Origin of the sequence: Brachybacterium paraconglomeratum, assembly GCF_039541415.1 — a bacterium.
In the GTDB taxonomy this organism is placed as follows: Bacteria; Actinomycetota; Actinomycetes; order Actinomycetales; family Dermabacteraceae; genus Brachybacterium; species Brachybacterium paraconglomeratum_A.
On sequence record NZ_BAABGE010000008.1, the window covers coordinates 20,874 to 43,299 of the forward strand.

The following is a 22,426-nucleotide window of genomic DNA, read 5'->3' on the forward strand; positions in this document are numbered from 1 at the left end:
CCGTGCCCGATCCGGGCGGCACTTTCCCTGGTCCGGTCGGGATGGGCTTCCTACTCTTGAGCAGTGCCGCCGATCCGTTCCGTTCACCTCACGCTGTGGGCGCTCTACGCCCTGACGGTGATCGTGCACATCGGCGCCATGATGATGGACGCGGAGATGATGCGGCGGCTCACCCAGCCGCTGTTCGCACCGATCCTGATGGCCGTGCTGCTGACCGCCGCACCGCGGCGCTCCCGCACCACCACCCTGCTGCTGGGCGGGCTGTTGTGCGCCTGGGCCGGGGACACGCTGGGCCAGCTGCTGCCGGGCCCGGTCCAGCTGCTGACCGTGTTCGGCTTCCTGGGGGCGCTGATCTTCTACGCGGCGGCGCTGGCCCCGATCTGGGCCCGCAGCCGTGACGCGATGCGCATCGCCCTGGCCATTCCCTATGCAGGGGTGGTGATCGGGCTGTTCGTGGCCTGCGCCGATGGTGCCGGCCCCCTGCTGCCGCTGGTCGCGGCCTATGCGGTGGCGCTGGCCACCATGGCCTTCCTCTCCGCCGGAGGCAACGGGCTGACCTGGACCGGCGGCACCCTGTTCCTGATGTCCAGCTCACTGCTGGCGATGGACTGGTTCCTGCCGGGCGCCTCGATCGCCTTCAGCACCGAGCTGGTGATGCTCACCTACACCGTGGGTCACGCCCTGCTCATCGCCGGGATGGTCCAGGCGCTGCCTCGGCGCCGCTGGACCTCCTGCGCGCCGAGCGCGGCCCTGGTGATCGTCGAGAACTGAGGCTCTTCAGGACCGCAGCACCCGTTCCAGCAGCTCCGCCTGCTCGCGGTGGAGCCGCTCGATGTCCTCACCCTTGCGGGAGATGAGCTGCAGGCCCAGGCGGCCGCTGACCTCGCGATAGGCCAGCTCCGCGCCGTTCTCCTCGAGCTGCAGCTTCGCCAACCGCATGTCGGAGAGGAACAGGTCCCGCATCCCGACGCTGAGGTGGATGGGTGGCAGGTCATCGAGCCGGGCGTTGATCGGGGAGAGATCCGCGTCGTCCAGTGCGGTGCGCCCCGCGTAGCGGCGTGCCGCATCCCGCAGCAGCCGCCGCTCGTGCACCGGATCGGACTGATCGGTCTCCTTTATCCCGGCGTTGGACAGCTCGAGATCGAGCCAGGGGGACATCGCGATCAGCGCGGACGGGGTGGGGATGTCGCTCCGCTCCCGCAGCCTCCGGGCGATGACGAAGGCCAGGCCACCACCGGAATGCTGGCCCGCCAGCACCCACCGGCGGCCCTCGAGACGGCCGTCGGCGGCGAGGGCGGCCAGTGCAGATTCCACATCATCCCGGCCCACCGGGTGCTGGTGGTCAGGAGCATTGCGATAGTCGATCATCAGTCCCGCGCAGCCCCTGGCCTCCGCCTGGCGGGAGAGCCAGGCCCAGTCGCTCGCGAACGGGCCGGAGACGTAGGCGCCGCCGTGGAGGTAGACGATGACGCCGTTGCCTGCACGGTGCTCATCGAGCCAGACGGCGCGGGTGCGGCCGATCATCTCGGGCTCGATCGCGTGGGATTTCAGCACGTGGCTGGGCGGATTGGGGCGGCGGGCCTCGCTGAGCGCCTGGTGGGACAGGGTCGCGGGGATCGGGATCCGCCGTACAGCACGTGCCCCTGTCACCACGACGTCTCGGATGCGTCCCATCAGTGCCTCCTGTTCGCGGCCTCGGGGACCGCCTCGCTGGCGTGTGCACTCACCCTAACGAACCGAGCTGGGACCCGGAGGCCCGCCGCGCCCCGGTAGCCTTCCCCCATGCCCCGCTCGCCGCTGTCTCCGTCCTCGCCCATCCCGCCGCTCACCGGCCCGCTGCTGGTTCTCGCCGCGATGCCCGAGGAGGCGTCTCCGCTGGTCGCCCGGCTCACGGGGGCCTCTCGCCTCGACGTCCCCTTCGCCGGCGGCGTCGCCGCCGTGCGCGGACGCCTGCAGGGTACCGACACCGTGGTGGTCACCACCGGTATCGGGATCGCTGCCGCCAGCGCCGCCGCCACCTGGGGCATCCTCACCACCGCTCCCACCCTGGTCATCGCCGCCGGCTCCTGCGGCGGGCTCGCCGCCGACGTCGCAGTGGGCACACTGGTGGTGGGCGAGACCTTCACCTATTCGATCGCCGATGCCACGGCCTTCGGCTACGCCCCCGGGCAGGTCCCCGGCGGCCCGGAGCGCTTCGCCGCCGCACCGGTCTGGGTGGATCTGGCCGAACAGGCGGCGCAGCGGGCCGACGCCCAGGCGGTTCCGGGCGAGGGCCGCGGGGTGCGGCGCGGCCTGATGCTCTCCGGGGATGCCTTCGTCACCGCCGACCTCGCCGAGCCGATGCGTGCGCGGTTCCCGGCGGCGGTGAGCGCCGATATGGAGACCACGGCGAGCGCCCGCACCGCCGCAGCGCTCGGGGTCCCCTTCGTCGCGCTGCGAGCGATCTCCGACCTCTGCGGGCCGGCCGCCGGGCAGCAGTTCCATCTCGAGCTGGACCTGGTCGCGGAGGTCTCTGCGCGCGCGGTGGAGGGGCTCGCGGCGCTGCTGTCGCAGGGCTGACGCCGGCCCGTGCCCCGGCCGGTGTGCTGTGTGACGGCGCACCCGCAGGCCGCCTGAATGGCTCCTGGGGCCCCCCGCCCTGGACGTCCGCGTTAAGGTTCAGAGGCCCGGTTCGTCGATTTCGTGACCTGGATCACCCCTCGTGGTGTCCGGTGCGGCGGGTCGGCCTGTCCCCGTCCCCTTCCGGAAAGAGGCACCGTGTCCGCATCGTCGGCCCCGAACTCTCCCCCGACCTCCTCCCCCTCTTCCGCAGAGGAGCAGTCCGCCCCCGAAGGCGGATACTCCCTCTCGAAGCCGGTCTTCTTCTGGGCCGCCGGGATCATCCTGCTGGCTGTGCTCTTCGCACTCCTGCTGCCGGACGTCTTCAACTCGGCGATCTCGACCCTGAACTCGACGGTAGTGAGCTCGATCGGCTGGTACTACGTCCTGATCGTCACCGCCTTCGTGGCCTTCGGGATCATCGTCGCCGTCAGCCGCATGGGCAACATCAAACTCGGCAAAGATGATGACAAGCCCGAGTACAGCGTCTTCTCCTGGTTCGCGATGCTCTTCGCCGCCGGGATGGGGATCGGTCTCGTGTTCTGGGGCGCGGCCGAGCCGCTGACCTTCTACAGCGAGAACGGTGCCCCGCCGAACGCCGCCGGACTGGCGGACCCTGACCGGGCCGAGCGAGCCCTCGGCCAGACGTTCCTGCACTGGGGCCTGCACGCCTGGGGCATCTACGTGATCGTCGGCCTCGCCGTCGCCTACGCCGTCCACCGCAAGGGCCGCCCCGTCTCCATCCGCTGGGCGCTCGAGCCGATCCTCGGCAAGCGCACCGATACCTGGATCGGTGACGTCATCGACATCATCGCCCTGGTGGGCACCCTGTTCGGCATCGCGACCTCGCTCGGCTTCGGCGTCAATCAGATCGCCGCTGGCCTCGATCACCTCGGGGTGCTGCCGAACTCCACCACCGTGCAGATCATCATCATCCTCGTGGTGACGGCTCTGGCCACGCTCTCGGCCGCGAGCGGCGTCGACAAGGGCATCAAGATCCTGTCGAACCTGAACATGGGTCTTGCCGCCCTGCTGCTGGTCGCTGTGCTGATCCTCGGCCCGACCCTGTTCCTGCTGCGCGACGTGGTCTCGAACATCGGCTATTACCTGCAGAACTTCCTGCAGCTGTCCTTCCAGACCCTGCCGTTCCGCGGTGAAGAGGGCGCGACCTGGATCAGCGGTTGGACCACGTTCTACTGGGGCTGGTGGATCTCCTGGTCGCCCTTCGTCGGCGTCTTCATCGCCCGCATCTCCAAGGGCCGCACGGTCCGCGAGTTCATCACCGGCGTGCTGCTGGTCCCGACCGCGCTGACCTTCCTGTGGTTCACCGTGATGGGCGGCACCGCGCTGTACAAGTCGGTCATCGACGGCGTGGACTTCACCGGCGGCACCGGCGACATCGACCCCAACACCGCGCTGTTCGACACCTTCGCCCAGCTGCCGGCCGGCGCCCTGCTCTCCGGCATCGCTGTCATCCTGGTCTCGATCTTCTTCATCACCAGTGCCGACTCGGGCGCCTTCGTCATGGACATGATCGCCCACAAGGGTGACCCCAACCCTCCGCGGATCACCCGCATCTTCTGGGCTGCCACCTCCGGTGTCATCGCCGCCTCCCTGATCTGGGTCAGCTCGCTGTCCGGTGACGAAGGCTCAGGGATGACCGCGCTGCAGTCGCTCGCGCTGCTGTCCGCGCTCCCGTTCTCGATCGTGATGATCGGCATGTGCATCTCGCTCTGGAAGTCTTTGAGCAAGGAGGTCCAGGTCATCGAGCGGCTCGAGCTGCGGCTTCGTCAGCGGGAGTTCATCGAGCGCTACTCCGAGGAGATCTCGGACCGCGTCGATGCACGGGTCGAAGTGCAGGTCGCCGAGCATCTGCAGACCTTCACCGGGGAGATGCAGCTCCCGCCGCAGGAGGGATCGAGCGAGTCCACCGAGAGCCGCACCGCCCCCGGTCGGCGCAGCCGGAAGAACCCCTTCACCCGCGGTTCCTGACCATCACTGCACGTGGCGCGCTCAGCGGGCCGCCACGTGCAGGATCTCCCTCCCCGCCGACAGGGCTCCGAGGTTCTCGGCGATCCGAGCGTCGGCCCCGACCGGACGACCGCCTGCGGCGTGCGGGGTGATCAGCAGGCGCGGGGCGTCCCACAGCGGGTCCCCCTCCGGCAGCGGCTCGGGGTCTGTGACGTCGACCGCCGCGCCGCCCAGGGTGCCGGCCTCGAGCGCCTCCCGCAGCGCGGTCTGGTCCACGGTGGCGCCACGTCCCACATTGATCAGCAGTGCATGGTCGGGCAGCGCGGCCAGCACCTCGCGGCCGACGATCCCGGCGGTCTGCTCCGTCGCGGGCAGGATGTTGATCAGCACGTCCACCTCGGGCAGTGCGGCGAGCACCGTCTCCTCGGCGATCACCTCGAACCCTGCTCGGGTGCCGGCGCTGCGGGCGGCTCCTCGCACCTCGGCGCCGAGCGCCTTCAGGGTGGGGGCGAGGGTCTGCCCGATCTGTCCGAAGCCCCAGATCAGCACCCGTGCACCGATCAGGGTGGTGATCCGGTCCTCGGGGTGGAGCGGCTGCAGACCGCCGAGCTCCGAGGACCAGTCATGGCGCTGCTGTGCCTCTCGGCTCTCCGGCAGGCGACGCACCAGGCTCAGCAGCAGCGCCAGAGCGTGCTCGCTGACCGTGAGGGAGTGCAGTCCGGCCCCGGCGGCGATCACCACATCCTCCTCGAAGCCGGCGGCGAGGATCCCGTCAACCCCGGCCGAGAGCGACTGCACCAGCTTCAGCTCTGTCAGCTGCTCCGCGGCGGAGGCGAGATGGCGGCGGGACGCTCCCCAGACCACCAGGACCTCCGCGTCGTGATGCGCGGCCGGGATCTCGGCACGGGCGTCGACCGTCACCGCCTCCCAGCCCTCGGGCAGCGTCGGGGTCAGCGGAACGGTGTCAGGCAGCAGGATCTTCATGCCCCCAGCCTACGGATCCAGGGTGCTTCCGGCGCTGCCTCATCGCTCCTCGGACCCTCGAGATCCGGGAAGACGGTCAGGGAGTCGGTCCGATAGCCTGCGCTCATGCGTTCCGGCCCCGCACGATCCCTGTTCAGCATGACGAGACTGGCGGGTGGTGCCCGCGCGGTGCTGCGCTCGGCCACCCGGAGGACGGGACCGCGGGCCCGCCGAGTCGCGGTCGCCACTCCGTTGGACACCGGCGGTTTCCTCGGCGCCTCGGTCGCCGCCTGGATCTCCACCTCTCCGAGCCTGCTGCCGCGCACCTGGTGGATGTGGGCGGTGAACTTCGGGCTGTCCGAGGTCTACGGCTACGCGAGCGGTGTGCTGGTGAGAAAGCTGGTGCGTCGGATCGGCACCGGGCTCGGTCTGCAGGTGCAGATCGCGCCGGACCATCGTCGCCGCGCCCGCTGGGCCGGGGCGGCCGCGCTGGTGGGCATCTCGTCCTACTCCTGGGTGCGCGGGGTGCTGCGTCAGCGGGAGATCAGCCACCGGGTGCAGCAGGAGCCGAAGAATCTCGCGACCCATGTGGTGGGCACCGCAGCGGGCCTCGGCGCCTCCGTCGGCGCGCTGGTGCTGGCCCGCTCGGTGATCGCGACCGCGCACCTGTATCGCGCGATGCTGCGTCCCTACCTGCCGCCCCGCACCGTGCGCGTGCTCTCCCTCCTGCTCACCGCGGCAACAGTCACAGTGCTCACCGATCGGCTGATCCGCGGTCGCGTGCTGGAGAGCATGCTGGAACGGGCCGAAGCCACGAACCTGCTGATCTCCCCGGATGTCCCCCGTCCCACCTCCTCGCTGCGCTCGGGCGGCCCGGAGTCGCTCGAGAGCTGGCAGTCGCTCGGCGCTCCCGGCCGCAAGATCGTCTCCGGCGGCGCCGACCGCCGACTGATCAGCCGGACCATCGGCCAGGAGGCGCGCGAACCGATCCGCGTCTACGCCGCGACGTCCGCCTCCCGCTCCCTCGAGGAGACCACCGCCGCGGTGGTCGCGGAGCTGGACCGCACCGGAGCCTGGGACCGCGACGTCCTGGTGCTGTTCACCGGGACCGGCACCGGCTGGCTGCAGGAATGGTCGCTCTCGGCGATCGAGTTCCTCACTGCCGGGAACTGCGCCACCGCTTCGATCCAGTACTCCTACTACCCCAGCCCGCTCACCTATCTCGTGGACCGTCGCTCCCCCCAGCGTGCCGGACAGCTGCTCCTCACAGCGGTCCGGCGCCGGCTGGCCGAGCTCCCGCCCGAGCGTCGGCCCGCTCTCCACGTGGCCGGGGAGTCCCTGGGCTCCTACGGCGGCCAGGCCGCGTTCCGGGACGTCCCGGAGATGCTCTCCACCATCGACGGCGCGGTCTGGACCGGGACCCCGAGCATCACCCCGCTCTGGCAGCAGCTCACCGAGCAGTCCCGCCCCGGCTCCCCCGCCGTCGCCCCGATCATCGACAGCGGGCGCCACATCCGCGTGGTGACCCGGCCTCGGGATCTGGTGCGCAACTACTGGGGCGGCCTCTACGCGCCGTGGGAGCATCCGCGGGTGGTCTATGCCCAGCATCCCTCCGATCCGGTGGGCTGGCTGGATCTCAGCCTCCTCTGGCGGGAGCCGGCCTGGCTGCGGGAGCGGGTGGGCCATGACGTCACCCCCGCGATGCGCTGGTTCCCCTGGATCACCTTCTGGCAGATCGCTGCGGACATGCCGCTGTCGATCAAGGTCAGAGGCGGTCACGGCCACTCGTATCACGAGGAGATGGTGCCGATCTGGGCCGCGGTGCTGGGTCAGGACGGGGACGCAGCCCGAGGAGGGGCGCCCTCGGAGGCGCAGCGGCGCAGGTTCCGCGAGATCATCGAGGCGATCCGCGGGATCATCCCGCAGGGGTGAGGGTCGCTCAGGGGTTGGGGCCGACGGCGACGGGGCGAGATGCCTCCGCGCTCCACTGCGACCACGATCCCGGGAACAGGCGCAGCCGGGTGTAGCCCGCGCTCTCCAGGGCCAGCAGGTCATGCGCGGCGGTGACGCCCGAGCCGCAGTAGACGATGGTCTCGCGATCCTCCTGCACTCCGGCGGCCTCGAAGCGGTCGCGGAGCTGCTGAGGGGACAGGAACCGGCCAGCCGGGTCCAGGTTCCCGGCGAAGGGCAGATTCACGGCGCCGGGGATGTGCCCGGCACGGGGATCGATCGGTTCGACGTCTCCGCGATAGCGCTCCGCGGCGCGGGCATCGATCACCAGGGAGGCCCCGGCGGCGACCTCGTCGGCGGTGGCGATATGACTCGCAGGCCAGTCACGCACCGGCACGTCACCCGCGGCGGGGCGCTCGTCCGTCGTCTCGAGCGGGCCGTCCCAGGCGGACAGGCCTCCGCTGAGCACCGCAGCGTCATGTCCCAGCGCCCGCAGCATCCATACGAGCCGGCCGGCCGGTGCCCCGTTGCTGTCGTCATAGGCGACCACGGCGGAGCCCTCCGTGACTCCGGCGCGGCGCAGCGAAGCGGCGAAGTCCTCCGCTGAGGGCAGCGGATGACGGCCTGCCTCGGCCCGGGCGGGGGCGGCCAGCTCGGTGTCGAGGTCGAGGTAGACGGCGCCGGGCAGGTGCCCCTCGAGGTAGGTGTGATGGCCCTTGGAGCCATCGAGCGCCCAGCGCACGTCGAGCAGCTGGAGCGGGCGGTCACCCGCGGCGGCGCCCGCACGGAGCGTCTGGAGGTCGGTGACGTCGAGGATCGGTGGCAGCGCGGAGGTCATGCCGGAAGCCTACGACTCCGCGGCCCGACCCCGCAGGGCTCAGGACTTGATCTGGAGGTCCACCCGCACCAGGCGATGATCAGAGGTGGGGAACGGGTGCACGCCGGTCAGCTCGCTGCCGGGGCTCCCCTGCGCCGGCCAGTACACGGCCGAGGAGACCACCTGGAGCGGCCGGGAGGGCAGCACATAGTCGACCCGGAGGTTGCCCGGGGCGGGATCGTCGCCGAAGTCGGCGGTGTCGAACTGGGGATCGCCGAGATGGTCCTTGTTCGCGCCCCCCTGGGTGGTGGCGGCTTCCACTGCGCCCGTGCTGCGGGGCGTGGTGTCCTGCACCCGCGCGTGGGAGAGCAGCTGATCGATCGCGCCGGGCCAGGAGTCGCCGTCGAGCGGATCGGAGTTGTAGTCGCCCAGGATCACGAACTGCTCCTGTGGTGCGAGCCCGCCCTGGACGCCGGCATCATCGACGATCCAGCTCGAGCGGCGGCCGGGGCTGAGGTAGTCGGCCCACAGCCGGATCTCATCGCTGTTGCGGCGCTGGTTGCGCTTCTCGGGCCCGTCGAAGCTCGGCGGGGTGGGATGCGCGGCCAGCATATGCAGGGTGCTCGGACCGACCTGCACCGGCACGTCCCAGTGCGACTTCGAGCTCAGGCGCAGCTCGGCCGAGATCTCCGGGCCGTAGAACTCGGCAGGCAGCAGGTTGCTGGGCATGTCTGCCCAGCGCAGGTTCTGGAAGGTGCGCACCTGGTCGGTGAGGATCGGGTAGCGGGACAGGATCGCCATCCCGTACTGGCCGGGGAACTCCCCGAAGCCCCAGGCGTCATCCGCGCCGCCCACGGTCCCATCGCGGTTCAGGTCCATCCCGCTGGGCACGCCGGTGTTCACCGGAGCGGTGAAGACGTAGGGGTAGTAGACCGCGCTCTTGCCGTTCTGCGGCACCTGGAGGTACTTCTCGCGGAAGAGGTCCAGGCCTGCGCCGTCGGCATCGTGATCGAACTCGTTCAGCAGCAGCACGTCGGGGTTGTTGATCTGGATGACCTCGGCGACCGCGCGGATCTGCGGGTCCTCGCCGGTGGCGAGGTCCTCGAGCAGCTGCCCGTCCCGGCTGCGGTTCAGGGACGCATTGAAGGTCGCGACCCGCAGGTTCTGGAAGCGGCCACTATGGCGGGCAGGTGCCGGGGCGGCCTCCGCCACAGTGGCGGCAGCGGGCAGACCGAGACCCGCGGCAGCAGCCGCGACGAGCGCTCGACGACGGGTTACGCGAGAAGTCATTCCTCTATTGTGCACTCTCCAGGAAGCCGGGAACAGCGCGCTGTGGACAGCCCGCTGGCGTTCCCCTCCCCCGACCAGCGACTGATGCCAGACTGGGAGCATGAGAATCGCATTCCTGGGCACCGGCCGCATGGGCACTGAGCTCGCCCTCCACCTGATCAAGGATCATGAGCTGACGGTCTGGAATCGGACCGCAGACCGCACCGCACGACTGGCGGAGGCAGGCGCCGCAGTCGCCGCCACCCCCGCGGCAGCCGTCGACGGAGCGGAGCTGATCATCACTTCCCTGTTCGGCCCCGACGCGGTGCGCGAGACGGTCATCGCCCCGGCGCTGATCCCGGCCGGTATCCCCTGGGTGGACACCACCACCGTCTCCCCCGCCGATGCGGACGAGTTCGCCGCGACAGTCTCCACCTACGTGGGTGTGCCGGTGGTCGGCTCGCTGGGCCCCGCCCGCAACAGTGCGCTCGGCGTCTACGTCGGCACCCCTGACGCCGCCCTGCGGGCTCAGGTGATGGAGCTGGTGGCCCCCTGGGCCGATCCGACACGGCTGATCGGGGTGGACTCCGGTCGCAAGGCCGCCGTCGGGAAGCTGCTCGCCAACCTCGCCCTCGCGATCAGCGCCCAGGGGCTGCGCGAGGCGCTCGCCCTCGGCGAAGCGACCGGAACTTCCGCCGAGGAGACCCTCGAGATGCTCGGCGGGACCGGGCTCGCCTTCATCGCCACGATGAAGGGCACCTTCGTGCGCGGCGAGCGCACCACCGAGGGCGGGGACTTCACCGCGAACGCGATCGCGAAGGATGCCCGGCTGATGATCCACACCGTCGAAGGAACACCCCGTCCGGGCGCCGATCTGCCCGCCCTGCACGGCGCGCTGGCCTCGTTGGATGCCGAGATCGAGGCCGGTCACGGCGAGCACGACTTCTCGACGATGCTGCTGCCGGGCGCCGGGCCGACGACCCGCTGAGAGCTCGGCCGCCTGTGCTCGCTGCTGTCAGATCCCGACGCCGTCAGATCCCGGCAGCGGCGAGCACGGCACGCGCGGTGGCCGCAGGATCCTGCGCCACCTCGACCGTGATGTCCTCGGCCGACGCGGCGTCGAGGATCACGGTGAGCTCGTCGAACCGGTCCAGGTGCCAGGTCAGTCCTGCAGGGTCGTGCTCGTGCCGGCGGTGCAGGCGGGCACGCACCAGGTCTCGCGGGGCGGTCAGCCGCACCACGGTCAGCCTGCCGCCGAGCGCCGCCTGATACTCCTCCCGCGCCGCACGCTCTTCGAGCACCCCGGCCGCGACCAGCACCCGGGCGCCAGCTGCGCGATAGTTCGTCGCGAGGGCGGCGAGGTTCCGGCGTTCGAGGGCGGAATGGAACCTGTCCCCCTCGGGCGCAGGCCAGGCCTGGCGCAGCTGGTCGAGGTCGATCACCGCGCCGGGGATGCCGCGGGTCCGGAGCTCGTCACCGACCGCGTGCGCAGTGGTGGTCTTGCCGACGCCGACCGCGCCGGTGAGCAGCAGAGCGCGCGGGGGCACCGCGGCGTCGTCGGGCCCGTTCATCGCAAGTCCGGTCACCGCAGGTCCGCCAGGATCCCGCGGGCGGCCTGGCGGCCGGAGAAGAGGCAGCCGCCCAGGAAGGTGCCCTCGAGGGCGTTGTGGCCATGCACGCCGCCGCCTCCGAAGCCGCTCGCCTCACCGGCCGCATACAGGCCGGGCAACGGCTCGGTGCCGGCGGCAGCCCCCGCCTCGCGCTGCACCCGCCCGCCGAGGTCCGTCTCGAGCCCGCCGAGGGTCTTGCGCAGCAGCACGTGCAGGCGCACCGCGATCAGCGGACCGGCCTTCGCCTCCAGCAGTCGATGCGGGGCGGCGGTGCGGATCAGTCGGTCCCCGACGTACTTCCGTGCTCCGTGCAGGGCGGTGATCTGGGTGTCCTTCGAGAAGGGGTTCCGCACCTCCGCATCCCGGGCACGGATCACGCGCTCGAGCGAGCGGGCATCGATCAGCTCCTCGCCGGTCAGCGCGTTCATCTGCGCGACCAGCGAGGGAACGTCGCTGGCCTGCAGGAAGTCCACGCCGTGGTCGAGGAAGGCCTGCACCGGGCCGGGCGCGCCGGGCTTGACGCGGGAGAGCACCTGGCGCACGTCCCTGCCGGTGAGGTCCGGGTTCTGCTCGCTGCCGGAGAGCGCGAACTCCTTCTCGATGATCTTCCGGGTGAGCACGAACCAGGAGTGATCATGGCCGGTGGTGCGCAGGTGGCGCAGCGTCGAGGTGGTGTCGAAACCGGGATAGGCGGGCGCCGGCAGCCGGTTCCCGCGGGCATCGATCCAGAGCGAGGACGGGCCGGGCAGGATCCGGATCCCGTGCCCCCGCCAGACGGGGTCCCAGTTGCGGATCCCCTCCGTGTAATGCCACATCCGATCCTGGTGGATCCAGTGGCCGCCGGCCCGCGTCGCGGCGAGCATCCCGGTCCCGTCGACGCTCGCCGGCACCCCGTGCACGAACTGCTCCGGCATGGTCCCCAGCTCGGTGGGCCACAGCTGACGCACCAGCTCCTCGTTGCCGCCGATGCCACCGGTGGCGACCAGCACCGCGGCAGCCCGCTCCTCGAACTCCCCGGCCACCTCGCGGCTCGAGCCGACGCCGCGCGGGGTGGCGTCAGCCGCGAGATTGCTGCCGCGCACCCCGGTGACGCGCCCGCCTTCGACCAGCAGCTCCTCCACCGCGTGCCGGGTGCGCAGCACGATACGACCGGCCGCGCGATGTGCGGCGAGCTTCTTCACGAAGGGCTCCACGATCCCCGGACCGGTGCCCCAGGTGATGTGGAAGCGCGGCACCGAGTTGCCGTGCCCCTCGGCGCGGCCGTCACCCCGCTCCGCCCAGCCCACCACCGGAAAGCTGCGGTGGCCGAGCCGGTGCAGCCAGTCCCGCTTCTCGCCCGCGGCGAACTGCAGGTATGCCTCAGCCCAGCGGCGTGGCCAGTGGTCGGCGGGACTGTCGAAGGCCGCGGAACCCAACCAGTCCTGGCGGGCCAGGTCCAGGCTGTCGCGGATCCCCAGTCGGCGCTGCTCCGGGGAGTCGATGAAGAACAGCCCGCCGAAGCTCCACCAGGCCTGGCCGCCGAGATCCTGCTCCCCCTCGCGCTCGAGCAGGAGCACACGTCGGCCGCCGTCGGCGATCTCGGTGGCGGCGACCAGCCCCGCAAGGCCCGCGCCGATGACGATCGCGTCCTGGCCACCGGCGGAGCTCGAGCGGGCGGTCATCTCACTGGACTTTGATGCGGCGCACGCGCTGGAGGTGCTCGGTGCTGTTGCGCCCGGACATGGAGCGGCTCTTCTGGCGGTTGTTGGAGCCGACCTTCCGGTCGCCCTGACGGAGGTTGCCGACGGCGACCTCCGTCTCCTTCTCGTACTCGTGGCGCTTGTCGGTGTTGCGGTAGTAGCGGTAGATCCCGCCGTAGACCGCCGCGAACACCGCCGGACCGGCGATGAAGGGGAAGGCGATGCCGATGGCACCGGAGTCGGAATCGGCCAGCAGCATCGTGGTCGTCGGATCGGCGGCCAGCTCAGCGAGCAGCGGGAGCATCGCATCCTCCTCGGGGGCGGGGATCACAGATCAGGGGCGTCATCGCGGGTCTCATCCGGCCAGGAACCAGCCGAAGCCGACGACGGCCCCGATCACGGCCGCCACGGACCCTGCAGCGCAGGCCACGGCGAAGATCTTCGGATGGGAGACGGGGACCGAGCCCATGGTGTTGCCGTTGCGGGCGTTGACCGCGATGTAGTGCACGAGGGAGCCCTCGCCCTTCGCGGAGTCGGCATAGCTGTACAGCCACACCGGCACGTACACCGAGACCCAGCGGGTGCCGCGGACGGCGACCCCCTCTTCCTCCCAGCGCACCCCGCGGTCGTAGCGGCCGATGGTGGGGCCGGCCTTCGCGCGGGCGATCGCCAGGAATCGGTTCTCGACCTCGTCGTCCACGTCGCGGATGTTCAGATCGCGGCGCTCGGAGGTGAAGTTCTTGAGGTAGTTCGAGTTGTAGGTGACGGCATTCTCGGTGTCGTACGGCTGCACGGCGTTGAGGATGTTGTTCGTCGCCTGCTTGTTGTCCTTGACGTCGAAGCGCTCGGCGGACTCCACGGTGAGGTCGTCCACCAGCAGGTCGAAGGCACGCTGGACGGAGTAGACGTCCGCGTCGTAATAGGTCTCGGTGACGTAGTTGTCCTTCCCGACCTTGCGCCGCACCGTGTATTGACGGGTGGTGACCTCGCCCGTGCCCTGGAGGACGGCGTGCATGTTCCCGTCGACGACCATGTACGGGATGTACACGCCCATCACATTGTCCGGGACGAACTCCGACTTGAAGCGGGCGTGGGCGAAGGCCTTGCGCTTGCCCGCGAACGCACTGATGCGCTCGATCGCCTCCTCGCGGGTGAGCTGGAAGGGCAGCACCGCGTCGGGGATCGCGCCGTTGGGGATCTGGGTGTTGATCGAGAGGGTCTGGCGGCACCAGTGGCAGCGGGCCTGCAGCTGCTGCTCGACGTTGATGACCACCTCCGCGCCGCAGCCCTGGCACTTCAGGGTCGCCGTGGTGAGGTCCTCGCGGATGTCCGCGGTGCCGGAGGCCAGGGTGTGGCCGCGTAGCTCCGAGATCGAGGAGTTCAGCCCGAAGGCCTGCTCCGCGTTCTCCTCGTTCCAGGTGTGACGGCAATAGGAGCAGAACAGCGCTTTCGCGCTGAGCGAGTAGTGGATCTCCGAGCTGCCGCAGCGCGGACACTTGTTCAGGCCGTCGTCCTTGCCCGAGCTGGTGTCGATGATCCGGTTCGAGGAGTGCTTCAGCGCCGCCTCTGCCGCGCCGGAGACCGCCTCATCGCCGAGCATCTGCTCCGGGGGCTGCTGGCTGCCGCCCTGCTGGGCACCACCCTGCTGAGCGCCGCCGGGCCACTGGGGCATCGCCTGCGGCCCAGCGCTCGGAGCGCCCGACGGGGTGAACCGGGGGTCCCCGGCGGACGGGTCCCCCTGCCCGGGCTGCCCGGGGCGCAGAGGCAGTCCCGTAGGGGCGGGCGGGACCGGCCCGCCCGGCTCTGACGGCCTGGCGGGCTGGTCCGGTCTCGCCCATGGCGGGCGCTCGGGCGGCACTGTCATCATGGTGCGGGGAACCGGCTCAGAGGCCGAGGGCGGCCTTCTTCGCCGCCTCGTAATCCTCGTCGGAGATCAGACCCTGATCGAGCATCTGCTTGTACTGGGCGAGCTTGGCCACCGGGTCCTCCTGCACCGGCGCCGCCTGCTGCTGCGGAGCCTGCTGCTGGGGCTGGCCTTGCTGCGGCGCGGCCTGCTGCTGGGGCTGGCCCTGCTGGCCCGGCGGAGCCCACGGCTGGACGGGGTTGACCATGCCGCCAGCCGCGCCCATGCCTGCCCCGAACATCGCCAGGCCTGCACCGCCGCCGGTCTCCCCGGCGGCCTGCACGCCGCGCGCGGCGGCCTGGTTCATGAAGGACTGCGAGCGGGCGCCGGAGAGGGCGTCGGCCTTCTGCACGTCCTTGAGCAGCTCACGGGTGTGCTGGTCGTACTCGATCGAGACGATCGCGGTCTTCACGATCGCGAGGCCGCGGTCGCTGGACCAGCGGTAGCCCTCTTCGACGGCGGCGGAGAGCGACTGCGCGAAGCCCACCGAATCGCCCTGGATCTTGGAGATGCGGTTGCCCTTGTCGGGATCGTTCGTGTAGCGGGAGAACGCCTGCGCGAGGGAGCCGACGACTTCCTGGAACAGCTGGCTGCCGGCCTTGTTGTCGACATCGGCGAAGTCGAACACCGGGGCGTTCGCGGAGATGAAGGTGGCGGGCACGAAGTTGTGCACGAACAGCAGCGGGTCGATGATCCGCAGCGTGTACGAGCCGCGGCACACGGCGCCGACCTGCGAGTTCAGGTAGGCGTCGTCCCAGTAGATCTCCGACTGGGTGCCGAAGCGGTTGTCCGGGATCTCCTTGAGGCTCACGTAGAAGGCGAGCTGCTGCGAGGAGGGGCGTCCGCCGAACTTGAAGCGTTCCCAGGAGGTGCCGACGGTCGAGGCAAGGATGTCGTCACCGGCGAAGACGGAGCGGGCATCCGGGGAGGAGTCGGTGAACTCGTAGCCGCCGGCCTCGGTGATCAGGCCGGTCGCGCGCCCGTCGACCACGGTGATCAGGCCGTAGCCCTGGGGCACGAGGATCTTCGAGCCGTTGGAGATGATGTTCTCGCTGCCGCGGGTGTTCGAGCCGCGTCCGGCGTTGGTGCCCTGCGGGACCGCCGGGAACAGTGCTGCCGTCTGCGGCAGACCGTTCGGGACGGTGAGGAAGTCCTTCCACTGATCGGCGAGCATGCCGCCGACCGCGCCCTTGAATGCCTGGATGAATCCCATGTCAGCTCCTTCGTTCCCCCGAGACTGTGTGATCGGAGCCATGATATCGCGGTCCCCCCGAATGCTCGCTGGGTCCTCGCGCTACCGTCGCTGTGTATGGAGCGAGCGCGGCGCAGGGAGTGGGCGGAGCACCACCAGGTCGCGATCTATCTGCTGGCCATCGTTGCGGGCGCGACTCTCGGGGCGCTGCTGCCCAATGCTGCTCCGACCCTCGAGCTCGCGGTCGAGCCCGCTATCGCGGCCCTGCTGCTGGTGACCTTCCTCGGGGTGCCGCTGACGCAGCTGGGCGCCGCGCTGCGGGATGGCCGCTTCCTGCTGGCCCTGCTGGCCGCGAACTTCCTGGCCGTCCCCCTGATCGTCTGGGTGCTGACGCGCTCCTTGACCGGCTCGCCCGAGCTGCTGATCGGCGCCCTGCTGGTGCTGCTGGCCCCCTGCATCGACTACGTCATCGTGTTCACCGCGCTCGCGGGCGGCGCGCACGAACGGCTGCTCGCCGCGACCCCGCTGCTGATGCTCGCCCAGATGCTGGCGCTGCCGGTGCTGGTGCCGCTGCTGAGCGGTGGGGCGGCGCTCGGTCTGATCGAGCCCGGCCCGTTCGTGCGGGCCTTCGCGCTTCTGATCGTCCTGCCTCTCGCGGCCGCGGCGCTCCTCCAGCGCTTCGCCCCGCGGTGGAACCTCTCTCCCGCGATGGTGCCGCTGATGGTCCTGGTGCTGTTCACGGTGGTCGCGTCCCAGACCCCGCGCGTGCTCGGCGCGGGCAGTGCCCTGTTGGCCCTGGTGCCGGTGTACGTCGGTTTCCTGGTGCTCGCGACCGCCGCCGGGATCCTGGCCTCGCGTCTTTCGCGGCTCGAGACCGACTCCGCCCGCGCCGTCACCTTCTCCGGCGCCACCCGCAACTCCCTCGTCGTGCTGCCGCTCGCCCTCGCGATGCCGTCCCCGCTGGTCCCGGCCGCCGTCGTCACCCAGACCCTCATCGAGCTGCTCGGCATGGTGGTGCTGGTACGGCTGCTGCCGCGGCTGCTCAGGACTCCTCGCGCTGATCCTCCGCGCACCGGCGTGCGCGACTCAGGATCGCGGTGATGGCCTCGGTCTTGGCGTCCGCGTAGTCGTTCATGTCCTCCCAGACCCTGGTGGCGAGCTCTCGCTTGGTCTCCTCGTAGAGCTGACGGTCTGCGGCGTCGGTCCGCAGCCGATCGCGCAGCAGGAGATACGCCGCGATGCCCGGGTCGCCCTGCTCGAGCAGATGGACGTGGGCATCGCGTTCCGGAGTGCGCACCAGACGATGCCCCGGCTCACGGACCCGCAGCTCGTATCCGGCCCGTACGAGCGGCTCCACATGGGCTTCCTCGGCGGTGATATCCGCGACCACGACCAGGACGTCGAGGATCGGCTTCGCGGCGAGGCCGGGGACGGAGGTCGAACCGATGTGCTCGATCTGGATACCGGCGCCGGCGAGCGCGTCGCGGATCCGCTGCTCGTGGGCGCGATACCACTCGGGCCAGCGCTCGTCGTAGTCGGCGATCTCGATGGTGCGCTTCTCCACGCCTCCGATGAGTTGCGGCTCCGTGACGTCCGGACGGGAAGGGTGTGAGGCCATGAAGCGATCCTCTCACCGGTCGGCGACAGCCGGGTCAGCCGGTGATGTCGAACTTCGCGAGCTTCTTCTTGTTGCCGGTGCTCTGCAGATCCAGCAGCTGGGCGTAGATGCCGCCGGAGTTCGCGAGCTCGACCGGGGAGCCGATCTCGTCGATGCGCCCGTCGCTGAGGGTGATGATCCGGTCCACCCCGGCGATCGTGGAGAGGCGGTGGGCGATGATCAGCGAGGTACGGCCCGACATCAGCTCCTCGAGCCCCTTCTGCACCTGGATCTCGGCCTTGGTGTCGAGCGCCGAGGTGGCCTCGTCGAGCACCAGCACGGGGGCGTCCTTGAGCATCGCGCGGGCCACCGCGATCCGCTGGCGCTGCCCGCCGGAGAGCTTGAGCCCGCGCTCCCCGATCACCTGCTCGTAACCGGCCGGGAAGCGGCGGATGAAGGTGTCGGCGTTGGCACGGCGGGCCGCATCGACCACCTCCTCCTCGCTCGCCTCGGGACGGCCGTAGGCGATGTTCTCGCGGATGCTGCCGGAGAACAGGGAGGCGTCCTGGAAGACCACTCCGATGCGGGAGCGGAGCTGGTCCAGCGGCAGGTCCGCACTGGGCCGGCCCACCACGTCGATGCTTCCCCGGCGCGGCTCGTACAGGCCCAGCAGCAGGTTCACGATGGTGGACTTGCCGCCGCCGGATTCCCCCACCAGGGCGATCTTCTCGCCGCGCTCCACCGCGAAGTCGATCTCGTGCAGCACGTCCTCGCCATTCTCATAGGCGAAGTCCACGCCGCGGAAGGCGACCACGGGAGCGCCCGGCACGGCCTCGATCTCCGGGGAGACGGTGAGGACCGAGGAGACGGGGGTGGTCTCCTCGATCGCGGCGGTGCCGCTCGCATGCCCGGCATCGGCCGCATCCGTCGGCCGCGCGGCCATCACCGCGGCAGTGCGGGGATCCACGGGGGTCTCCATCACCCGGAAGTAGTCCTTGGAGCCGGCGATCGCACGCTGGGCGGAGTCGATCACCCAGCTCATCGACTCCACCGGCGCCTTGGCCATGGCCATCAGCTGGATCAGCAGCACCATCTCGCCGATCGTGAACTGCCCCTGGACGGTGCGCACGAAGATGATCACGTAGATGCCGAAGAAGATGAGGTTCAGGAACGCCCGACGGATCACGTCCATCCGGTGCCAGTGCGAGGACTGGGCCCGGGTGGTCGCGTCGGTGGAGCGGAAGCGGCGGGAGAAGTCGGCGAGCTCGCCGCGCTCGCGCACGAAGGACTTCACCACCCGGATCTGGCCGACCACCTCGGCGAAGCGGCCCGAGGCGATGTCGATCTGCTCGTTCTTCTCCCCCTCCAGGCGCTGCCACTTCACCGAGGTGAGCGAGGTCAGCCATACATAGACGGGGAAGACGATCAGCAGCAGCACCGTGAGCGGCCAGGCGTAGTACGCGCTGATGGCGAGCACTGCGGCGGTGGTGATCAGCATCGATGCGAAGGAGTTCGACATCATCTTGGTGAAGTTCGTGATCTCGGTGATCGAGCGGTTCAACCGCGCCACGATGGTGCCGGTGATCTCGCCGTCGAACCAGCGCTGGGGCAGGTGGAGCAGCTTGTCGTAGTAGCGCACCGAGAGGATGGTGCGCATCCGGTTGCTCATCACGTCGCCGAACCAGCCGCCGACGTTGGAGATCACGGTGACGGCCAGCTCCGCGGCCAGCACCGCGGCGGCGATCAGGATGACCGTGCGCACGGCGGTGCTGGTCTCACCCTGCCCGCCCACGGCGCCCGCGACGGTGTCGGTCGCGTGGCCGATGAGGAAGGGGACCGCGAGGCCCGCGACCGCGGTGAGCACCGAGCAGACGATGATCGCGGTGTACAGCGGGGCCAGGGCACGGGTGAAGCGGACGATGCGCAGCAGGGATGTCACCCGCTCAGCCTAGGCGGGGTTCCGAGCGCTGACCACGTGCTTCTCCTCTCCCCTTACCCGCAGGTATCCCCTCTGAGCTGTCGCGTCGGAGCGGTCCAGGCGACAGCTCAGAGGGGATACCAAGGAGTAACCCGCGAGGTGGGGCGCGGGGAGGGGGTGGGGCGGGGCGGGCCTCAGTCGGACTTCGGACCCACCACGCCCAGCAGTACGCCGAGCGAGGTCTTCTCCCCGGCGCGGCGGCGGCGCAGGATGCCGCTGCCCAGCGCGTAGGGCACCAGCATCACGAAGCCGACGGCGCTGAGCAGCAGGATCGAGACCACGATCGAGCCATCGTCGGCGGAGCCTTCGGCGCCGGTGCGGGCCACCAGCAGGGCGGCGGCGATGTTGCGCTGGCTGGTGAGGATCGCGGGACCGTCGCGGACGGTGAGGGTGTCCCCCGCGAGGTCTCCGGAGATGCGGCCGGCGGCGAAGGCGAGCGCCACCAGGCCTGCCGCGACCAGCAGCACCGGGGAGAGCACCAGGTCCAGCACCAGGTGGCTGTTCGCTCCGAAGCCGGAGAGGAACATCAGCACCGCGGAGACCGCGGCGACGCTGCCGGCGGTGCGTGCGAACCGGTCGGCCCACCCCGGCCAGACGGCGGCGAGCACGATGCCCGCGATCATCGGGGAGAGCATGGTGCCCAGCAGCAGGCGAGCTACGGCCCAGCCGTTCACGGACACGTCCTGCAGCAGGAAGGGGACCACCAGCGGCATGAACAGGATCGAGCCGAGCAGCAGCACCGCCATCGGGCCGGCGGTCTCGCCGTAGGGGATGCGGGCCATCGCGCCGAGCTGGAGCACGAAGGGGGCGCCCGCGGCGCAGAGGGCGATGATGAAGCCCTCCCCGGTCTGGTGCGGGAGCAGGTCGCTGAGCAGCCAGATCAGCAGGGTGCCCACGGCCGGGACCACCACGAAGTTCGCGCCGAGCACGGCGAAGACGGTGCGCCGGTCGCGCAGCTGCTTGCGGAAGGCTCCGAGCGGGGTCCGCAGTCCCATCGAGAGCATCGAGGCGATCGCGAAGATCGGCACGCTGATGGTGATCAGCAGGCCGAACAGGGACTCGATCGTATGCACCTCCGCAGGCTACGCGTGCCCCCTGTGGAGGGGTCAGATCCACCCGTTGTCGGAGGCGGTCCTCACAGCTTCGGCCCGGTTGGTGACCCCGAGCTTCCCGATCACGGTGGAGAGGTGGTTGCGCACGGTGCCCTCGGAGAGGAAGAGGGACTTCGCGATCGTGGCGGTGGTGCCGCCGGCGGCGGTGGCCTGCAGCACCTCGGTCTCCTTCGTGGTCAGCGGGCTCGCGCCGACGGCGAGGGACTGCGCGGCGAGCTCGGGGTCCACCACCCGCAGCCCCTGGTGGACACGGCGGATCGCGTCGACGAGCTGCTCGACGGGGGTGTCCTTGACCATGAAGCCGGCCGCGCCGGCCTCCATGGTGCGGCGCAGGTAGCCGGCGCGGCCGAAGGTGGTCAGCACCATGATCCGCGGCGCTCCGTCACTCCGCTGCAGCGCTTCGGCGACGGCGATCCCATCGGCGGGGCCCTCGGCCCCGTCGGCCATGGTTCCGGCGGGCATCTGCACGTCCAGCAGCAGCACGTCGGGGCGGTGCTCGGCGACCGCGGCGAGGGCTCCCGCCCCGTCGGCCGCCTCTCCGACCACCTCGACGTCGGGTTCCAGGCGCAGCAGCGCGACCAGGCCTGAGCGCAGGATCGCCTGGTCATCAGCGACGACGAGGCGGATCATTCGCCCGCTCCCATCGCTGCGGTGAGTCGGGTGCCGGTCTCGTTCGATTCCATCTCGAGGCGCCCGCCGGCGAGCGCCACGCGGGCTTCGAGGCCGCGCAGGCCGGTGCGGCCAGCGCCCTGGGGGATGCCGATGCCGTCGTCCTCGATGCTCACGGAGTCTTGGTCGACGGTGATCACGGCGTGGGCGGCCTGGGAGTGGCGCACGATATTGGTGACTCCTTCGCGGATCACGTAGCCGAACAGCTCGGCGAGGTCATCATGCAGGGGCGGGAGCGCGGTGGGGACCTCGGCCTGGATGCCGACGGTGCTCAGCACGGTGCGGGCGGAGGCGATCTCGGTCGCGGCGCGCACGTGCTGCATTCCGGAGGCGGTCGCGCGGACGTCGGCGAGGGCCTGTCGCACCGTGGTCTCGATGTGGACGAGCTGGGCGCGGGCGGCCTCGGGATCGGTGTCCAGGAGCCGGCGGGCGAGCTGCGCGGAGATGGTGAGGGAGGTCAGGGAGTGGCCGAGCAAGTCGTGGAGGTCGCGGCCGATGCGTTCGCGCTCGGCGGCGACGGCGAGCACGGCGTTGCGGTGCTGGGCGGCCTCGAGCTGGTTCTGGAGGGTCTCCTGGCGGATCCCGTAGCCGATCCCCCAGGCCATCACCATCCCCATCACGGCGAGGGCGGTCGCCACGTACTGGGCGGTGAGGACCGAGAGCACCACCACCCCCAGGCTCATCACGACCATCGTGGGCACCGCCCACTTCCACGGCAGCAGCAACACATGCGTCATGGCCTGGAACATCACCATGAACAGCACGTTCGCCCCGATCATGGGGATCATCGAGAGCAGCAGCAGGGTGCACAACGCGAACCAGGCCAGTCGCACCGGCAGCGGATACAGCGCGATCCCGCAGCAGGCGACGAAGGCCAGCGCGTAGACCAGCAGGATCCCGGTGGCGATGAGCGCCGGCCATCCGGGCGCTTCGAGCCAGGCGAAGATGATCGGGATCGAGAGGAACAGGATCGGGGCGACGGAGAAAGTGAGGCCTCCGGATTCCACCGCCGCCCGGACGACGCCACGCGGGGTGAGCGGCCGGGCCTCGGCGGCGAGGGATCCGTCGCCGTCCCGCAGCCGTGCCCTGACGCCGGGTGCTCTCAGGTCTGTCATGAC

20 protein-coding genes are annotated in these 22,426 nt (G+C 70.5%); 6 read left to right on the top strand and 14 right to left on the bottom strand.

What is annotated here, in order from left to right; translation table 11 throughout:
• Positions 1 to 63: 63 nt before the first annotated feature.
• A complete protein-coding gene (locus tag ABD893_RS12965; RefSeq protein ID WP_345080872.1) occupies positions 64 to 771 on the top strand; it encodes a lysoplasmalogenase family protein in 708 nt (235 codons plus the stop codon).
• Positions 772 to 777: 6 nt separating this feature from the next.
• On the opposite strand, the gene ABD893_RS12970 is transcribed toward ABD893_RS12965, so the two are convergent.
• Positions 778 to 1,674: an alpha/beta hydrolase fold domain-containing protein gene (locus ABD893_RS12970; protein WP_345080875.1), complete on the bottom strand. Its 897-nt coding sequence runs from the start codon at positions 1,672 to 1,674 to the stop codon at positions 778 to 780.
• 108 nt (positions 1,675 to 1,782) lie between these two features.
• On the opposite strand from ABD893_RS12970, the gene mtnN reads away from it, so the two are divergent.
• A complete protein-coding gene (gene mtnN, locus ABD893_RS12975) occupies positions 1,783 to 2,559 on the top strand; it encodes a 5'-methylthioadenosine/S-adenosylhomocysteine nucleosidase (protein WP_345080878.1) in 777 nt (258 codons plus the stop codon).
• Between the two features lie 198 nt (positions 2,560 to 2,757).
• On the top strand, positions 2,758 to 4,590 hold the full coding sequence (locus tag ABD893_RS12980) for a BCCT family transporter (protein ID WP_345080881.1): 1,833 nt from the start codon (positions 2,758 to 2,760) through the stop codon (positions 4,588 to 4,590).
• Between the two features lie 21 nt (positions 4,591 to 4,611).
• Here ABD893_RS12980 and ABD893_RS12985 read toward each other — a convergent pair whose 3' ends face one another.
• Complete coding sequence (locus ABD893_RS12985; RefSeq protein WP_345080884.1) at positions 4,612 to 5,553, bottom strand: phosphoglycerate dehydrogenase; 942 nt, start codon at positions 5,551 to 5,553, stop codon at positions 4,612 to 4,614.
• A gap of 105 nt (positions 5,554 to 5,658) precedes the next feature.
• Between ABD893_RS12985 and ABD893_RS12990 the strand changes: the two genes are divergently transcribed.
• Positions 5,659 to 7,464: an alpha/beta hydrolase gene (locus tag ABD893_RS12990; RefSeq protein ID WP_345080887.1), complete on the top strand. Its 1,806-nt coding sequence runs from the start codon at positions 5,659 to 5,661 to the stop codon at positions 7,462 to 7,464.
• Positions 7,465 to 7,471: 7 nt separating this feature from the next.
• Here the strand turns inward: ABD893_RS12990 and ABD893_RS12995 are convergent, their stop codons facing one another.
• On the bottom strand, positions 7,472 to 8,320 hold the full coding sequence (locus ABD893_RS12995) for a sulfurtransferase (RefSeq protein ID WP_345080890.1): 849 nt from the start codon (positions 8,318 to 8,320) through the stop codon (positions 7,472 to 7,474).
• 39 nt (positions 8,321 to 8,359) lie between these two features.
• Positions 8,360 to 9,589, bottom strand: a complete 1,230-nt coding sequence (locus ABD893_RS13000) for an endonuclease/exonuclease/phosphatase family protein (RefSeq protein ID WP_345080893.1) — start codon at positions 9,587 to 9,589, stop codon at positions 8,360 to 8,362.
• Between the two features lie 100 nt (positions 9,590 to 9,689).
• Here ABD893_RS13000 and ABD893_RS13005 point away from each other — a divergent pair, with 100 nt between their 5' ends.
• Positions 9,690 to 10,556 (top strand): NAD(P)-dependent oxidoreductase, encoded by an 867-nt coding sequence (locus ABD893_RS13005; RefSeq protein WP_345080896.1) that lies wholly within the window; start codon positions 9,690 to 9,692, stop codon positions 10,554 to 10,556.
• Positions 10,557 to 10,599: 43 nt separating this feature from the next.
• Here ABD893_RS13005 and ABD893_RS13010 read toward each other — a convergent pair whose 3' ends face one another.
• The 5 genes from ABD893_RS13010 to ABD893_RS13030 form a co-directional block, all read right to left on the bottom strand.
• The gene (locus ABD893_RS13010) at positions 10,600 to 11,139 is read right to left on the bottom strand and encodes an AAA family ATPase (protein WP_345080899.1); all 540 of its coding nucleotides are present in this window, start codon (positions 11,137 to 11,139) and stop codon (positions 10,600 to 10,602) included.
• An 11-nt stretch (positions 11,140 to 11,150) separates the two neighbouring features.
• A complete protein-coding gene (locus ABD893_RS13015) occupies positions 11,151 to 12,839 on the bottom strand; it encodes an FAD-binding dehydrogenase (RefSeq protein WP_345080902.1) in 1,689 nt (562 codons plus the stop codon).
• Position 12,840: 1 nt separating this feature from the next.
• A complete protein-coding gene (locus tag ABD893_RS13020) occupies positions 12,841 to 13,161 on the bottom strand; it encodes a hypothetical protein (RefSeq protein ID WP_345080905.1) in 321 nt (106 codons plus the stop codon).
• 51 nt (positions 13,162 to 13,212) lie between these two features.
• Positions 13,213 to 14,529, bottom strand: a complete 1,317-nt coding sequence (locus tag ABD893_RS13025) for a TFIIB-type zinc ribbon-containing protein (RefSeq protein ID WP_345080907.1) — start codon at positions 14,527 to 14,529, stop codon at positions 13,213 to 13,215.
• Positions 14,530 to 14,740: 211 nt separating this feature from the next.
• The gene (locus ABD893_RS13030; protein ID WP_345080909.1) at positions 14,741 to 15,973 is read right to left on the bottom strand and encodes an SPFH domain-containing protein; all 1,233 of its coding nucleotides are present in this window, start codon (positions 15,971 to 15,973) and stop codon (positions 14,741 to 14,743) included.
• 96 nt (positions 15,974 to 16,069) lie between these two features.
• On the opposite strand from ABD893_RS13030, the gene ABD893_RS13035 reads away from it, so the two are divergent.
• A complete protein-coding gene (locus tag ABD893_RS13035; protein ID WP_345080912.1) occupies positions 16,070 to 17,053 on the top strand; it encodes an arsenic resistance protein in 984 nt (327 codons plus the stop codon).
• Here the strand turns inward: ABD893_RS13035 and ABD893_RS13040 are convergent.
• The 5 genes from ABD893_RS13040 to ABD893_RS13060 form a co-directional block, all read right to left on the bottom strand.
• A complete protein-coding gene (locus ABD893_RS13040; protein WP_345080917.1) occupies positions 16,995 to 17,570 on the bottom strand; it encodes a GrpB family protein in 576 nt (191 codons plus the stop codon). The genes ABD893_RS13035 and ABD893_RS13040 overlap by 59 nt on opposite strands.
• 34 nt (positions 17,571 to 17,604) lie before the next feature.
• A complete protein-coding gene (locus ABD893_RS13045; protein ID WP_345080920.1) occupies positions 17,605 to 19,488 on the bottom strand; it encodes an ABC transporter ATP-binding protein in 1,884 nt (627 codons plus the stop codon).
• Positions 19,489 to 19,661: 173 nt separating this feature from the next.
• Positions 19,662 to 20,600: a bile acid:sodium symporter family protein gene (locus ABD893_RS13050; protein WP_345080923.1), complete on the bottom strand. Its 939-nt coding sequence runs from the start codon at positions 20,598 to 20,600 to the stop codon at positions 19,662 to 19,664.
• A 33-nt stretch (positions 20,601 to 20,633) separates the two neighbouring features.
• A complete protein-coding gene (locus ABD893_RS13055) occupies positions 20,634 to 21,269 on the bottom strand; it encodes a response regulator (RefSeq protein WP_345080926.1) in 636 nt (211 codons plus the stop codon).
• On the bottom strand, positions 21,266 to 22,423 hold the full coding sequence (locus ABD893_RS13060; protein WP_345080929.1) for a sensor histidine kinase: 1,158 nt from the start codon (positions 22,421 to 22,423) through the stop codon (positions 21,266 to 21,268). Before ABD893_RS13060 ends, ABD893_RS13055 begins: the two co-directional genes overlap by 4 nt.
• Positions 22,424 to 22,426: the final 3 nt, after the last annotated feature.